General features: G+C 32.4%; 13 protein-coding genes. 2 read left to right on the plus strand and 11 right to left on the minus strand.

All coding sequences use genetic code 11. From position 1 onward, the window contains the following. Window positions 1-35: 35 nt before the first annotated feature. On the minus strand, window positions 36-758 hold the full coding sequence (gene mecA / locus JMUB898_RS09645) for an adaptor protein MecA (RefSeq protein ID WP_002441844.1): 723 nt from the start codon (window positions 756-758) through the stop codon (window positions 36-38). Window positions 759-1,011: 253 nt separating this feature from the next. Further along, complete coding sequence (gene spxA, locus JMUB898_RS09650; RefSeq protein ID WP_001829294.1) at window positions 1,012-1,407, minus strand: transcriptional regulator SpxA; 396 nt, start codon at window positions 1,405-1,407, stop codon at window positions 1,012-1,014. 291 nt (window positions 1,408-1,698) lie between these two features. Here spxA and trpS point away from each other — a divergent pair, with 291 nt between their 5' ends. Then, window positions 1,699-2,688 carry a tryptophan--tRNA ligase gene (gene trpS / locus JMUB898_RS09655; RefSeq protein ID WP_002441842.1) on the plus strand — a complete coding sequence of 330 codons (990 nt, stop codon included), beginning with the start codon at window positions 1,699-1,701 and terminating at the stop codon, window positions 2,686-2,688. A 59-nt stretch (window positions 2,689-2,747) separates the two neighbouring features. On the opposite strand, the gene opp4C is transcribed toward trpS, so the two are convergent. The 7 genes from opp4C to JMUB898_RS09690 all read right to left on the minus strand — a co-directional run bounded on the left by opp4C (window position 2,748) and on the right by JMUB898_RS09690 (window position 10,903). Continuing rightward, window positions 2,748-3,629, minus strand: coding sequence for an oligopeptide ABC transporter permease (opp4C, locus tag JMUB898_RS09660; RefSeq protein WP_037541265.1), 882 nt, complete (start codon window positions 3,627-3,629; stop codon window positions 2,748-2,750). 17 nt (window positions 3,630-3,646) lie between these two features. Then, window positions 3,647-4,609 carry an oligopeptide ABC transporter permease gene (gene opp4B / locus JMUB898_RS09665; protein ID WP_002441838.1) on the minus strand — a complete coding sequence of 321 codons (963 nt, stop codon included), beginning with the start codon at window positions 4,607-4,609 and terminating at the stop codon, window positions 3,647-3,649. Continuing rightward, window positions 4,602-5,585 (minus strand): ABC transporter ATP-binding protein, encoded by a 984-nt coding sequence (locus JMUB898_RS09670; RefSeq protein WP_002441836.1) that lies wholly within the window; start codon window positions 5,583-5,585, stop codon window positions 4,602-4,604. Before JMUB898_RS09670 ends, opp4B begins: the two co-directional genes overlap by 8 nt. Then, on the minus strand, window positions 5,578-6,573 hold the full coding sequence (locus tag JMUB898_RS09675) for an ABC transporter ATP-binding protein (RefSeq protein WP_002441834.1): 996 nt from the start codon (window positions 6,571-6,573) through the stop codon (window positions 5,578-5,580). The genes JMUB898_RS09670 and JMUB898_RS09675 overlap by 8 nt, the downstream gene beginning before the upstream one ends. A 53-nt stretch (window positions 6,574-6,626) precedes the next feature. After that, window positions 6,627-8,339: an oligopeptide ABC transporter substrate-binding protein gene (gene opp4A, locus JMUB898_RS09680; RefSeq protein ID WP_002441832.1), complete on the minus strand. Its 1,713-nt coding sequence runs from the start codon at window positions 8,337-8,339 to the stop codon at window positions 6,627-6,629. A gap of 366 nt (window positions 8,340-8,705) precedes the next feature. Beyond that, complete coding sequence (gene fabF / locus JMUB898_RS09685) at window positions 8,706-9,950, minus strand: beta-ketoacyl-ACP synthase II (protein ID WP_002441827.1); 1,245 nt, start codon at window positions 9,948-9,950, stop codon at window positions 8,706-8,708. 11 nt (window positions 9,951-9,961) lie between these two features. After that, window positions 9,962-10,903: a beta-ketoacyl-ACP synthase III gene (locus tag JMUB898_RS09690; RefSeq protein ID WP_002441825.1), complete on the minus strand. Its 942-nt coding sequence runs from the start codon at window positions 10,901-10,903 to the stop codon at window positions 9,962-9,964. 309 nt (window positions 10,904-11,212) lie between these two features. On the opposite strand from JMUB898_RS09690, the gene JMUB898_RS09695 reads away from it, so the two are divergent. After that, window positions 11,213-11,407 carry a YjzD family protein gene (locus JMUB898_RS09695; protein WP_002441823.1) on the plus strand — a complete coding sequence of 65 codons (195 nt, stop codon included), beginning with the start codon at window positions 11,213-11,215 and terminating at the stop codon, window positions 11,405-11,407. Window positions 11,408-11,535: 128 nt separating this feature from the next. Here JMUB898_RS09695 and JMUB898_RS09700 read toward each other — a convergent pair whose 3' ends face one another. Both JMUB898_RS09700 and clpB read right to left on the minus strand, forming a co-directional pair. Then, window positions 11,536-12,051: a YbhB/YbcL family Raf kinase inhibitor-like protein gene (locus JMUB898_RS09700; protein ID WP_002441820.1), complete on the minus strand. Its 516-nt coding sequence runs from the start codon at window positions 12,049-12,051 to the stop codon at window positions 11,536-11,538. 187 nt (window positions 12,052-12,238) lie between these two features. Beyond that, window positions 12,239-14,851, minus strand: a complete 2,613-nt coding sequence (gene clpB, locus JMUB898_RS09705; RefSeq protein ID WP_037541261.1) for an ATP-dependent chaperone ClpB — start codon at window positions 14,849-14,851, stop codon at window positions 12,239-12,241. Between the last annotated feature and the right edge of the window lie 189 nt (window positions 14,852-15,040).

Consider the following 15,040-nt stretch of genomic DNA (forward strand, 5'->3'; position numbering starts at 1 on the left):
GCACCTTTATCAGGCACCTTGTAAAAGAACTCTAATTATTCTTCTGCGTCAGTAAAATATCTACGAACTTGAGAAGTAACATTATGACTCATGATGATTTTAGCGTAGTCATTTAAATAAACTTCTGTCTTATCAGTAGGATAAGCAAATTCTAATAATTGACTATAGCTATCATTAATGGCTTCTTGAGAAACAGAGTCATCAAAATAGATTGAATAATAATACTGATTATTAATCATATATAATAAATCTTCGTATTCACTCGTATTTTGGTTATTGTGATATGCATAATTAATGACATGTTCTAAATCGTCAAATTTAACAATTACTGTTCTAACATTTGAACGTTTTTGAGTACGTTCATGATTAGCTTTTTGTTCTGCTTTCTTCTGTTGACTGCGTTGTTCAAATAACTCTTCTAAATTATCTTCACCGTCTAAGGTTTGAGCTAGTAATTCATTAACTTGATCATCAAACTGATCATTTGTATCTTCATCAGACATGTTCATTGCATCTTCATTTTTAGATTTAGAGATGGTAACTTCCACACCTTTTTCGAAAGCATGTACTTGAATCCATAAAGGACCTTCTACCACAAAATCTTCTTCTTCATTAATTTCGTCCATCATTGACCAGAAGAATTCTTCGCCACGTTTACGGTTAGTCCATAAATCTTCACGGTTAAAACCACGTGCTTCAATGTCGCTGTATGTTATAAACAATTTAACTGTTGTATCATCAACGCGTTCTATTCTCATATCATCTCACTCCTTACAGTCGATGAATAGTAATCATATTGTATTAGAACGGAACGTAAATTACAATCTATTTGTTTGATTAAATTTAACTATTTTCATTTGGATATTCATATTAACATATTCCCTATTTTGACGCCAAAAAACCATCCGTCAATAATAAGTCGCAACATGCAAAAAACAACACTATCAACAATGAATAGTGTTGTTTTGAATCTTTTAGTAAAGTGATTAAATCACATAGTTATATTGGTTATTAGTCAACCAAACGTTGAGCTTCTTGTAATTGGAACGTACGAACTTTTCTTGGTAAGAAACGTCTAATTTCATCCTCGTTGTATCCAACTTGTAAACGTTTGTCATCTAAAATAATAGGACGACGTAATAAACCTGGGTTATCTTGAATGATAGAATATAAATCTTGTAAAGGTAAAGAATCAATGTCTACATTCAATTTTTGATATGTTTTAGAACGAGTTGAAATAATTTCATCAGTTCCGTCTTCAGTCATTTTTAAAATTTGTTTAATTTCATCAATTGTTAAATGTTCAGAAAAAATGTTACGCTCCGTATATGGAATGTCATGTTCTTGTAACCATGCTTTCGCTTTACGGCAAGATGTGCAACTTGGTGAAGTAAATAATGTTACCATACATCTCACTCTCCTATTGAATGAATTAAATTCATTATTTTTAATATAATTATCGATTTAAGAAATTGAATTTTTAAGCTTTCTTAATCTTACACTTAATAGTATAACCACCTAAGATTAAAATTAAATGAGAAAATCCTAATTTTTCTGAGAAATCTTGAAATTCATCAAATAATTAATTTGTATATTGTGTATACCCAAATATACTAATATTCTAACACAACTTACAATTTAACGAAATACTGTTATAATGTTATCTAAACAATATTAATTAGAAAGTAGGCATCTAATATGGAAACTTTATTTTCAGGAATTCAACCGAGTGGTATTCCTACTATTGGCAATTATATAGGTGCACTAAAACAATTCGTAGATGTACAAGATGACTATGATTGTTTTTTCTGTATCGTTGATCAACACGCCATTACAGTACCACAAGATCGTTTGAAATTACGTAAACAAATTCGACAATTAGCAGCAATATATTTAGCAACGGGAATTGATTCAGATAAATCAACACTCTTTATTCAATCTGAAGTTCCTGCGCACGTGCAAGCTGGTTGGATGCTTACAACAATTGCTTCAATAGGTGAACTTGAACGTATGACACAGTTTAAAGATAAAGCTCAAAAACGTGTCGATGGTGTACCAGCAGGTTTATTAACTTATCCTCCTTTAATGGCAGCCGATATCGTTATTTATAATACAAATATCGTTCCAGTAGGAGACGACCAAAAACAACATATGGAACTTACACGTAACTTAGTAGACCGTTTTAATAGTCGTTATAACGATATTTTAGTAAAACCAGAAATCCGTATGCCTAAGGTTGGCGGGCGCGTAATGAGTTTACAAGACCCTACTAAGAAAATGAGTAAAAGTGATAATAATCAGAAAAACTTTATTTCACTTTTAGATGAGCCAAATGTGGCTGCTAAAAAAATCAAAAGTGCTGTAACAGACTCTGACGGTGTTATTAAATTCGACCGAGATAATAAACCTGGCGTTTCTAATTTATTATCAATTTATTCTGGTTTAACTGATGAACCTATTAAAGATATTGAAGCAAGATACGAAGGCGAAGGCTATGGTAAATTTAAAGGCGACTTAGCTGAAATCGTTAAAGAATTCCTTATTAATTTCCAAGAAAAATATGAAAGCTTTTATAATTCAGATGAGTTAGATGACATCTTAGATAAAGGTAGAGACAAAGCACATAAAGCTTCATTTAAAACATTGAAAAAAATGGAAAAAGCAATGGGATTAGGACGTAAAAGATAACTACAATATAAATGGTACTGGAACAACTACTCCAGTACCATTTATTTATGATTAATTTATTATTTTCTTCCCTTAGGATTAAATGCATCTTTAAGACCTTCACCTACAAAGTTAATACTTAGTATAGTGAGTGTAATCATCAAAGCTGGGGGCATCCAAATCCACGGCTTACTACTTAATACATCCCCTTCTTGAGCATCACTTAGCATATTACCCCAAGAAGGTATTGATTTGCTTATACCAAAACCTAAGAAACTAAGTCCAGATTCGACAACTATCATTCCAGCAAACGTTAATGTTGCTTGTACAATAACTACACTTAAAATATTGGGGAGCAAATGTTTTAATATAATCTTGTATGTAGGTGTACCTATAGATTGTGCTGCTAAAAAGTACTCATTTTCTTTTTCTTGTAGCACCTTACCTCTTACTAATCTAGCGATGCCTCCCCAACTAAGTATAATAATTACAAATACTAAAATGATGGCTGAGCCATATGGATTCTTAATTTTATCTCCTAATGCTGCATTTAAAACAATTGCAAAAATTAAGAATGGAAATAACATAACAAACTCCGTAACCCTCATTAATATAGTGTCTAAAATCCCACCAAAATAGCCTGAAATTACACCAATAGTTATCCCTATTACGAGCATACCTATAGTTGAAGTAAAACCAATAGCTAGAGAAATTCTTCCAGCATACAACAATCTACTAAAATTATCTCTCCCTCCAGCATCAGTACCTAATAGATTTTCAACTGACATATCACCTTTAATATTTAATAAATCTTGTTTGTTTATTGGTAAAGGTGCGATCAGAGGCGCAATGATTGAAATAATTGCTATTAATATAAGAAAAGTAAGTGAAATCATAGCTAGTTTATTGTGACAAAACTTTCTTAAAGATATTGTAAATGGCGAATAAGATTTTTTCTTCAAGATAATCATCCTCTCATTTAATTACTTCGTATTCTTGGATCAACTAGACCATACGTAATGTCTGAAATTAAGTTACCTAATAATCCTAAAAATGAGAAAAATAATGTCATTGCCATCATTACCGGATAATCTTGACCTGTCACAGATTCTAAAAATAATTTTCCTATTCCATTGTATGAAAATATAGTTTCTGTAATGACTGCACCACCTAAAATACTGACAATATCTGCTCCTAAAAATGTAATAATAGGAATTAATGAGTTTCTCAAAATATGTTTGATATAAATTCTATTGGTAGAAAGACCTTTTGATTGTGCAGTTAAGACATAATCCTTTTGGGAGTTTTCAATAATATCGTTACGTAAATATTGTATATAGCCTGCTGTAGAAAGTAATCCCAATGTCGCTGCAGGTAAAATTGTGTGATATATCTTGTTTATATAATACGATAGTGTTCCCTCTTGTACATTGATATCTACAGACCCTTGAAATGGAAATAAATTCAATTGAAATGCAAAGAAGAAAATTGCAAATACTCCAGCTATAAAGGAAGGAATTGCTAACATGATATAGTTAAATATTTGAATTGAATAATCACTAATTGTATATGCATATCTACCTGAAATAATTCCTAATGTGAAAGAAATTATATATGTAATAATAAGGGACATTGCACCTAAAAGAATCGTGTTAGGTAACCTTTCTTTAATTAAATCCATTACTGGTCTTTTATATTTAATCGATTCTCCAAAATTACCATGAACAATATTATTTGCCCATCTTATATATTGCTTTGGTATAGAATCATTTAGTCCTAACTTTTCTCTTTGCGCATCAAGAGCTTCTTGCTTAATGTTTGGGCCTTGCTGTCCAGAAAATGGATCTCCCGGTTGTATGATTGCCAATGAAAACACAACCATAGAAATTAAAATAAGCAAAGGAATCATTAATCCTAATCGTTTAAGTATTAATTTAACCATTAGCTTCACTCCCCACACTTTTAGGATAAAAACAAGCGACTTTATGACCGTTTATTACTTCTCTTAGTTGAGGTTTTTCTCTTTTACATTTATCTTGAACTAATGGACATCTTGTTTGAAATGGACAACCACTAGGAGGATTACTAGGTGAAGGTAACTCACCCTGTAAAATAACTCTGTTCTTTTTTTCTTGATTAAATTGTGGAATTGAAGAAATAAGTGCTTGAGTATAAGGATGTAAAGGCTTATTGTAAATATTTTTATGAGAAGCTATTTCAACCATATGACCTAAATACATCACTCCTATAACATCACTTATATGCTTTACAACGCTTAAATCATGAGCTATAAATAGATAACTAAGTTTAAATTCATCTTGTAAGTCTTTCAAAATGTTTAACACTTGTGATTGAACTGATACATCTAATGCACTCACTGGTTCATCAGCAACTATTAATTTAGGGCGCAAAGCTATAGCTCTTGCTATTCCTATACGTTGTCTTTGACCACCGGAAAATTCATGAGCATATTTATAATATGCTTCTTCACTAAGGCCTACACAATTGAGTAAATGCATTACCTCTGCTTTAACTTCTTCTTTACTCATTTTCTTGTAATTTAATAAAGGCTCAGCAACAATATTTCCTACCATCTGCATAGGATTCAAAGAAGCGTAGGGATCTTGAAATATCATTTGAAAATCTTGTCTAGCTTCTCTTAATTTTTTACCTTTCAAGTATGTAATATCTTTATTGTCTAATTTAATTTGACCACTCGTAACCGTATCCAATCTAACAATAGTTTTACCAATTGTGGATTTACCACAACCTGATTCACCTACTAAACCGAATGTTTGACCTTTCTTAATAGAAAAAGAGATGTCATCAACAGCTTTAACATATTGTTTATTTTTAAATATACCTGTCTTTAATTCATAGTATTTTTTGACATTTTTTACTTCTAATAGGTTATTCATGATGTTCTGCCTCACTTTGTCTATCGAATAAATGACATCGCACTAAAGTGTCATTTATATTACTCATACTTGGACATATACTATTACAAATATCTAATTTTTCGTCACATCGATTTGCAAATCTACAATTATTAAACTGAAATTCCGTGATAGATGGCACTATTCCTTCTATCGTTTCTAATCTTTCTCTTTCACTATCTAATGTAGGAATAGTTCTCAATAATTTTTTAGTGTATGGGTGCTTAGGATTTTCCAAAATTTCTTTAAGATTTCCATACTCTACAATTTGGCCCGCATACATAACCATTACTTTGTCACAGAATTCTGAAACGACACTTAAATCATGAGTAATTAATATGATGGACATCTGAGTATCTTTTTGAATGTTCTTTAATAAATCTAAAATTTGAGCCTGTATAGTCACATCCAATGCTGTAGTAGGTTCGTCAGCTATTAGTAATTTTGGAGAGCAACTAATTGCCATTGCTATCATTACTCGTTGTCTCATTCCTCCTGAAAGTTGATGAGGATAACTATTTAGAACTTCCTCTTGCCTGGAAATTCCAACTTTTAACAATAAATCTTTAGCTTCTTGATACGCCTCTTTTTTAGATTTCTTTTGATGTACTAATATACTCTCAATGATTTGGTTTTTTATTTTGAATACAGGATTTAATGCTGTCATAGGTTCTTGGAATATCATTCCTATATCATTACCTCTAATTTTTAGAAAATCACTCTCGTTATATTCATCTATGCGTTTTCCTTCAAAAATAACTTCACCATGTGTAATTTTCGATATTTTATCTGGCAATAACTTAATAATTGACTTATTCAATATTGATTTACCGCAACCTGATTCACCCACTACACCTAAAACTTCACCTTTCTCTAATTTAAAACTTACTTTATCGACTGTAGGATACCATTGTTTATTTATAAATAAAGATGTCTCAAGTTCTTTAACTTCTAAAAGATGATTCGTCATCATATCCCCCCTTTAAAAATAAACCCCGACAAATCGTCGAGGTTTAGCTCATTTTAATTAACCTTCGTTAATTGATATAAATCTTTGTCACTACCAATTTCTATATCATAGTTACGAACTTTATCATTAACTATACCTATAGATTTCATTTGTAACATTGGTAAAGCAGGCAACTCTTCATTCATATATTTTTGCCATTGAACATATAGTTCTTTACGTTTTTTCTCATCTTTACCAACCTTGTCAAAATCTAAAGCATCATCTAAAAGCTTATCTGATTTTGGAAGAACTGTTCTCATTTCATTCATTGGTCTATCAGTATGGTATAAATCAGATGGATCTGGATCAGTTCCACCTGCCCAAGTTCTAAAGTACACTTCCATATTTTTAGAGGCATTAGCTAAATCATCATTATATTTTCCAAACTCTACTAATTTAACTTTAGTTTTTAGACCAACTTTTTCCCAGAAATCTTTAATTGCTGCAGTTCTTGGTTCAAATGTTGGGTTTGAACCAGCATAATGTTTAAGATTAATAACAAATGGTTTACCTTTAGGATCTTCTCTAAATCCATCACCATCTTTATCTTTATAACCAAGTTTATCTAGAATCTTTTTAGCTTTCTCAGGATCATATTTATATTCTTTTAAATCTTTTGAATCAGCTGCAATCCATTCTGTTGAAGGAACGTATGAATTGATTTCAGTTCCATAACCATTGAAGAATGCATTAATCCATTTTTTTCTATCAATTGCATAAAGTAAAGCTTGTCTAAGTTCTTTACTTTCATATTTTGGACGAACTTCACCAGTTTTATTCTTAGCTTTATCATAATCATGTGATACAAAACCAATAACTGCATAATCAAGACTTGGCGTAGATAAAACTTTAATTTTTTCTTTAGACTTTTTAGCTTCTTTAGCCATTGGCGCCGTAGCTTCATTCACTAAATCAATATCGCCTTTTTCCAAAGCTTTAATCATTTGTGGTTGATCGATTACTTTTATTTCAATTTTGTCTAAAGCTGGTTTACCTTGCCAATAATCATCAAAACGTTCTAATTGAATCGCTTCACCTTGAACAATTTTCTTAACTTTATACGGTCCAATACCAATAGGATGCTTACGAATTTTATCTGACTTAGCTAAATCTTTTACAGGGACATCGCTTAAATATTTCTTACTTAACAGAGGCCCAGATATAAATCCAGTTAAATAATTAACTTTCTTCTTATCAAATGTAACCTCCATAGTATAATTATCTTTCTTCTTAATACCACTAATATGATCTGCTTTACCATCGTGCATTTCTTTGGCACCTTTAATATTTTCTACAGATGGATAGTAACTTCCTGAATAATCTTTATTTGCTAACACTTCTAAAGTGTAAATCCAATCATCTATTGTCAATTCATTACCATCATGCCATTTGATACCTTTTTTAATCTTAAATTCAATTTTTTTACCTGGGTCAATATCTTTCCATGAAGCAATAAAAGGTTTAGGTTTAACTTTTTTATCAACTTTAATGACATTTTCATTAAAATAACCTTCAACTGTAGCATCTGTGTGATCAGAACTTAAAATTGATGAATAAACGCCAGTAGGTGCAGCAGGCATACCAACTTTTAATGTACCGCCTTTATGTTCAGAAGTATCAGTTTTACTTTCATCATTAGAAGCGTCTTGTTGTTTGCCTTTTCCACAGCCACTTAGTACTAATATAATAATTAAAACTAGAGTTAAATACTTAAAGTATTTTCTCATCCAATTCCCCTCCTGCTAATTCTTAGTTGTTTGTTTTAGTTTACTATTAAAAATTTATATTACAAGTTAATTTTTAGAAATTTCTGATAATTTGTTTTCTTAATTTCTATAATGTTTATCAAAATAAAAAAGATGTGCGAATTATATTTTTAAATATATACATACTGAAACACTTCACTCATTTGGAACAAAACTTAGATCAGCTCTATAAACCACAAAAGCGGCACTGGATTCAACTATCCAGTACCCTATATTACTCATTAATCTCTTATATTTCGTTTTAGCTATTGTTATTTCATTTTCAATATAAAAAATCTTCAAGTGCGTCATCTATAAACCCACTTGAAGATTTTTATTTATATTCAATTAGTCTTCAAATTTCTTAAATACTAACACTGCGTTGTGTCCACCAAAGCCTAAGCTGTTACTCATCGCATAAGTAATTTCTAAATCTTCAGCTTTATTAGGAACGAAATCTAAATTACATTCTTCATCTGGTGTCACAGCATGAATTGTAGGTGCTACTTTAGAGTCTCTGATAGATAAGGCTGAGAAGATAGCCTCAATTCCACCTGTTGCACCTAATAAGTGACCAGTCATTGATTTAGTTGAACTTACTTTTAATGTTTTAGCAGCGTCTCCAAAAGTATTTTGGATTGCTTTAACTTCATATAAGTCACCTACTGGCGTACTTGTGCCGTGTGCATTTAAGTATTGAACATCTTTCGCTTCGATTCCTGCATCATCTAAAGCAGCTTGCATTGCTCTTGAACCGCCTTCACCTTCTGGCGCTGGTGCAGTAATATGATAAGCATCTCCAGTTGAACCATAACCTACTATTTCCGCATAAATTTCTGCGCCACGTGCTTTAGCTGATTCTAATGATTCAAGGACAACGATTCCTGCGCCTTCACCCATAACAAAGCCATCACGACCTTCTTGGAATGGACGACATGCGGTTTCTTTATCATCATTTGTAGATAAAGCACGACTTGCACTAAATCCAGCAATTGCCATGTCAGTAATTGGCGCTTCTGTACCACCAGTTATCATCGCATCAGCATCACCACGTTGGATGACTTTAAATGCTTCACCGATTGAGTTCGTACCTGTCGCACATGCTGTAACAGTGGAACCGTTAGGCCCTTTAGCACCTAAGTCAATAGATACTTGTCCAGTAGCCATATCAGGAATTAACATTGGTACGAAAAATGGACTCACACGACGAGGTCCTCTTTCGACTAGTGTTGTATGTGCCGTTTCAAATGTTTCCATACCACCAATACCTGAGCCAATCCATACACCAATACGATCAGCTGTATCATCATTGATATCTAATTTCGCATCTTGTACCGCTTCTCTTGCTGCAACAACTGCATATTGTGTGAAACGGTCCATACGACGCGCTTCTTTCTTATCTATATGATCTTCAATGTTAAAGTCTTTTAATTCACCTGCTAAATGCACGTTATAATTATCAGTATTAATACGTGTAATTCTATCAATACCATTAACTCCATTTAAAGCATTTTCCCATGTTGTTTTAGCATCGTTACCGATAGGAGATAAGGCTCCGATACCCGTTATAACAACTCTGTTTTTTTCATTCATACGTTATCCTCCTATTTTCCCCATTTGATAACGATTGCGCCCCAAGTTAAGCCACCGCCGAAGCCAACTAAGACTAAATTATCGTCATCTTTAATTTTTCCGTTTTGCAATTCTTGGTTAATACTTAATGGTATAGAAGCTGCTGAAGTATTACCATATTTATTAACAGAAACACTCATCTTTTCTTTTTCTATACCCAATCTTTCTCTTGCAGATTCCATAATTCGAATATTTGCTTGGTGAGGTATAAATAAATCGATATCATCTGAAGTTAAACCAGCTTTGTCAACAACACGTGTTGAGGCATCGCCCATTATTCTTACAGCAAATTTAAATACTTCTCTACCATTCATTTTTAATTTACCAGTTTCTTTATCTAAATATAAGTATTTTCCACCGCTACCATCAGAACCCATTTCATAACTGATGATACCTCGACCTTCAGAAACCTCGCCCATCACTACTGCGCCGGCACCATCACCGAATAACACAGCTGTTGAACGGTCTGTAAGGTCTGTAATTTTAGATAATTTGTCAGCACCAACAACCAAAATATTTTTATAATCACCAGATTGGATATATTGTTTAGCTGTAATCATTGAATACATAAATCCAGAACATGCAGCGAGTTGATCCATTGTGGCTACCTTTCCAGTTCCTAATCTCTCTTGTAAAATATTAGCCACACTTGGGAATGGCATATCGCCTGTAGCTGTAGCTACGATAATCATATCGATATCTTCAGGTAGAATTCCTGCATCTTCAATTGCTTTAATACTTGCGTTATATGCTAAGTCAGATGTGTCTTGATCTTCATCTGCCCAATGTCTTTCTTTAATACCAGTCATTTTAGAAATCCATTCATCGGATGTTTCTAAAAATTGCTCAAAATAGGCATTGTCTACAATGTTTTCCGGAGCGTATGCGCCGAAACCTTTAATACCCACGTTCATGGTCGTACACCTTCTTAAATAAATTTTTAATACCAGGTATTAATTTAACACATACTTGTTTTTAAACTCAAGTAGATTCACTTTTCCTCGTTGGTTAAAGGCCTATATTTATACACTTAAAAAAGTATCCGCTTCAATATTATTTCAATTTTAATTTTTAAAATGCCTATGCAACACTCAATCATTTTAAAAACATCAGTCACAACAAAATTGCTACAATGTATGTGTTAAGCATTGATTTACACTATACAAATTTAAATATTTCACTTAAAATAGAGATATCGATTATAAAAGCGGAGGTCAAATCAAATGAAATACCTCATGACATTTATATGGGCAGTATTATTGCTAGAAATGGTAAACTTTGTATTAAACAGTCTAAACAGTGGTCCAGCATTAAATGTAATTAACCCTATTATTATGGCTGTTGTGTTTACAATTTTTGTAGCAATTTTTGGTGCTATCATGAAACCAAGTAAAGGTTCAGATCAATACGAATCATAACATCATGAATAAAAGACGAGATACGTTGACATCAGTGTCAAACGTACCTCGTCTTTTTTTACTCTATTTTATTTTTAACAAATACAGCTTATTAAATCATTCATAAAGTCATTAATGTTGGTGCTTCATTAAACTTTTCTTCCTACTAAATTAATTTTTGCTTTATCTAATAATTTAGAATCTACTTGATGCAATAATTCATTTAAATAGAAAGCATTTTTCAAGTTAAGCTTGTCACTTAAAGCATAAACTACAAGTTCATAGTAATGATCTTTATCTGGAGGCGTAGGTCCTACATAATGATTTTCAATCTCTGAAAAATCTTCATCCAATAAACCTGTTGCAAAGCTGTTCTTACCTTGTACAAAGTCACTTTTAATTCTAGAAAAGTCTTCAACAATATCGATTGTATCGCTATTGACACTCACGTTAGCCACGACCCAGTGAATCCATGGGAAACCACATACTGGAACAGCATCATAATCAATTAAAGTCCAAGCAATATATTGTGTACCTGGTGGCAAGTCTACTACATTAAATGGAAATGATTTAATAGGATTATTGTTAATTAAGTCAACCGGTTGTGCGCCTGCAGCATAGTCATAAGGTATAATGTTGTTGTTAAAATTAGTGTTGATTTTCATGTTGTCTTCTCCTTTAATTTAATGAGTGATATATAAATACATTCGTGTATTATTACAAAATAAAAGTATAAATATATACTACTACAAAACCCCTGCCGTTTAAATTAATATCCTTTAATAAAAAATAAATCCAAGAAGGTGACTTGCACACACTTTCTTGGATCTTTGTTTGATTCATTCTATTTCATTAAATATTTTCTGCTTTTTCAACGTCAAATTGTAATTCATTGTCAGAATTTAAATCTACTTTAATTGTTGTACCTTCAGGTAGACTTTCTTTAATCATCATGCGGGCAAGTGGTGTTTCGATTTGTCTTTGAACAAAACGTTTTAATGGTCTGGCACCGAATTGTGGTTCATAAGCCTCTTCACCTAGCCATTTTTTAGCTTTATCAGATACTTCAATTGAGATTCGTTGCTCTAATAATCTAATGTTTAATTGAGTTAAGATTTTATCGACAATCATACTCATATCACTAACTGATAATGGTTTAAATAATACAATATCATCCATACGGTTTAAGATTTCAGGTTTGAAATAAGCATGTAAGCTATCCATTACCGCTTTCTCAGTACTTTCGCTAATTTCTCCAGCGTCTTTAACGTTTTCAAGTAACACTTGTGATCCAATATTACTTGTCATGATGATGATTGTATTTTTGAAATCAACACTACGTCCTTTAGAGTCAGTAAGTCGACCTTCATCTAATATTTGAAGTAGCACATTAAAGACATCGCTGTGCGCTTTTTCTACTTCATCTAATAAAATAACTGAATAAGGATTTCGTCTAACTGCTTCAGTTAATTGTCCGCCTTCATCATGACCAACATAGCCTGGAGGAGCACCAATTAAACGAGAGACTGCATGTTTCTCCATGTATTCACTCATATCAATTCGAATCATGTGTTTTTCAGAATCAAATAGTGAAGCAGCAAGTGATTTAGCTAATTCAGTTTTACCTACACCTGTTGGTCCTAAGAATAAGAAGCTACCAATAGGTCTATTTGGATCTTTGATACCTGCACGTGCTCTAACTACTGCATCAGAAACCAAGTCTACTGCTTTGTCTTGGCCAACGACACGTTTATGAAGAATATCGCCAAGGTGCAATAATTTCTCTCTTTCAGTTTCTACAAGTTTAGAGACTGGAATACCTGTCCATTGACTTACAATATCGCCAATTTCTTCATCAGATACAACCTCACGAATCATTCTGTCGCTGTCTTCACCTGTTTCATCTTGGAAGACATCTTCTAACTCTCTTAATTCTTTCTCTAATTGTGGAATTTTACCGTATTGTAATTCTGCAGCTTTCTCAAGGTTGTTATTTGTTTGTGCATCTTCGAGGGCTTTTCTACTTTCATCTAATTCAGCTCGTTTTTGTTGTAATTTACCTATTTTTTCTTTTTCTTGTTCTACACGAGATTGTAATGATGCTTGTTTTTCTTTTTCATTAGAAAGCTCTTCCTGTAGTTCTTGTAGTCGTTGTTTACTTGCATTATCAGATTCATTTTTCAATGCGCTTTCTTCAATTTCCAACTGCATTACACGACGATTAACTTGGTCTAATTCAGTTGGATTAGAGCCCATTTCAGTACGAATTGTCGCACAAGCTTGGTCTACTAAATCAATCGCTTTATCAGGTAAGAATCGATCAGTAATATAACGATCTGATAATTCAGCCGCAGCGACTAGCGCACGGTCTTGGATACGAACACCATGATACACTTCATAACGTTCTTTTAAACCACGTAAGATTGAAATTGTATCTTCAACATCTGGTTCGCTGACACCTACTTTTTGGAAACGACGCTCTAAGGCAGAATCTTTTTCAATATATTCTCTATATTCATTTAACGTTGTTGCACCAATGCAATGCAATTCACCACGTGCTAACATTGGTTTCAACATGTTTCCTGCATCCATTGCGCCCTCAGTTTTACCAGCGCCGACTAACATGTGAATTTCATCTATAAATAGAATAATACGACCTTCTGATTCTTTCACTTCTTTAAGTACTGCTTTGAGACGTTCTTCAAATTCACCTCTATATTTCGCACCAGCGACTAAGGCACTTAAATCGAGTTCGAAAATCGTTTTATCTAGTAATGATTCAGGCACGTCTTTTTTAACGATACGTTGTGCTAAACCTTCTACGATGGCAGTTTTACCTACACCTGGTTCTCCGATTAATACAGGATTGTTTTTAGTTTTTCGACTTAAAATTCGAATTGTATTACGAATTTCTTCGTCTCTACCAATCACAGGATCCATTTTACCTTGTCGAACTTCTTCTACTAAGTCACGACCATATTTTTCTAAAGCTTCGTAGTTTACTTCTGGATTTTGAGTTGTCACATGATTTCCCCCTCTTACTTTTGTGATAATTTCTTTGATAACTTCTGCTTTATTACCAATAAATTGTTGCGTTGTTTGATCAATGTCCATAGCAGCACGTAATATATGTTCCATAGAAATGAATTCGTCTTCATATTCTTTCATATATGTTTCTGCTTTATTTAATAATTCATTGGCTTTCGGACTAATATATTGTCCGTATTGTACATTATCTCCTTGTACTGATGGATAATTTTTTAATTTATCTTCATAAGCTTTCGTTAATTGATCGACATCAATATTTGCTCTTTCTAATACACTTTTGAATAAACTTTCACTTTCTTCTAATGTTGCTTTTAGAAGTGCTTCATTTTCAATATTTTGTAATTCATATTCTTTACTGATTTCGACTGCTTTTTGTAAAGCGCCTTGAACAGCGTAAGTCATTTGATTAATATCCAATTTTTTCACCTCTATTTATTTAGAGTAAATAGGTCTAAAGCAAATGTTTTTTGACTTTGACTTTCTTTGACCTTAATTATATTATAGACCCTCTTTCATCAATATTCAACAATTTACACTTATTTTTTGACCTTTTTCCCTATTAATTTTTGAAAATAAATTCTACAATATCTAGTTTCTTTATACCTT

This window comes from Staphylococcus caprae, from assembly GCF_003966625.1.
Classification (GTDB): Bacteria; Bacillota; Bacilli; order Staphylococcales; family Staphylococcaceae; genus Staphylococcus; species Staphylococcus caprae.

Coding starts and splice junctions, on each gene's coding strand:
- trpS (WP_002441842.1), top strand. CDS start 1,699: ATGGAAACTTTATTTTCAGGAATTCAACCGAGTGGTATTCCTACTATT.
- mecA (WP_002441844.1), bottom strand. CDS start 758: ATGAGAATAGAACGCGTTGATGATACAACAGTTAAATTGTTTATAACA.
- JMUB898_RS09670 (WP_002441836.1), bottom strand. CDS start 5,585: ATGAATAACCTATTAGAAGTAAAAAATGTCAAAAAATACTATGAATTA.
- opp4B (WP_002441838.1), bottom strand. CDS start 4,609: ATGGTTAAATTAATACTTAAACGATTAGGATTAATGATTCCTTTGCTT.
- JMUB898_RS09675 (WP_002441834.1), bottom strand. CDS start 6,573: ATGACGAATCATCTTTTAGAAGTTAAAGAACTTGAGACATCTTTATTT.
- fabF (WP_002441827.1), bottom strand. CDS start 9,950: ATGAATGAAAAAAACAGAGTTGTTATAACGGGTATCGGAGCCTTATCT.
- opp4A (WP_002441832.1), bottom strand. CDS start 8,339: ATGAGAAAATACTTTAAGTATTTAACTCTAGTTTTAATTATTATATTA.
- JMUB898_RS09695 (WP_002441823.1), top strand. CDS start 11,213: ATGAAATACCTCATGACATTTATATGGGCAGTATTATTGCTAGAAATG.
- spxA (WP_001829294.1), bottom strand. CDS start 1,407: ATGGTAACATTATTTACTTCACCAAGTTGCACATCTTGCCGTAAAGCG.
- JMUB898_RS09690 (WP_002441825.1), bottom strand. CDS start 10,903: ATGAACGTGGGTATTAAAGGTTTCGGCGCATACGCTCCGGAAAACATT.
- JMUB898_RS09700 (WP_002441820.1), bottom strand. CDS start 12,051: ATGAAAATCAACACTAATTTTAACAACAACATTATACCTTATGACTAT.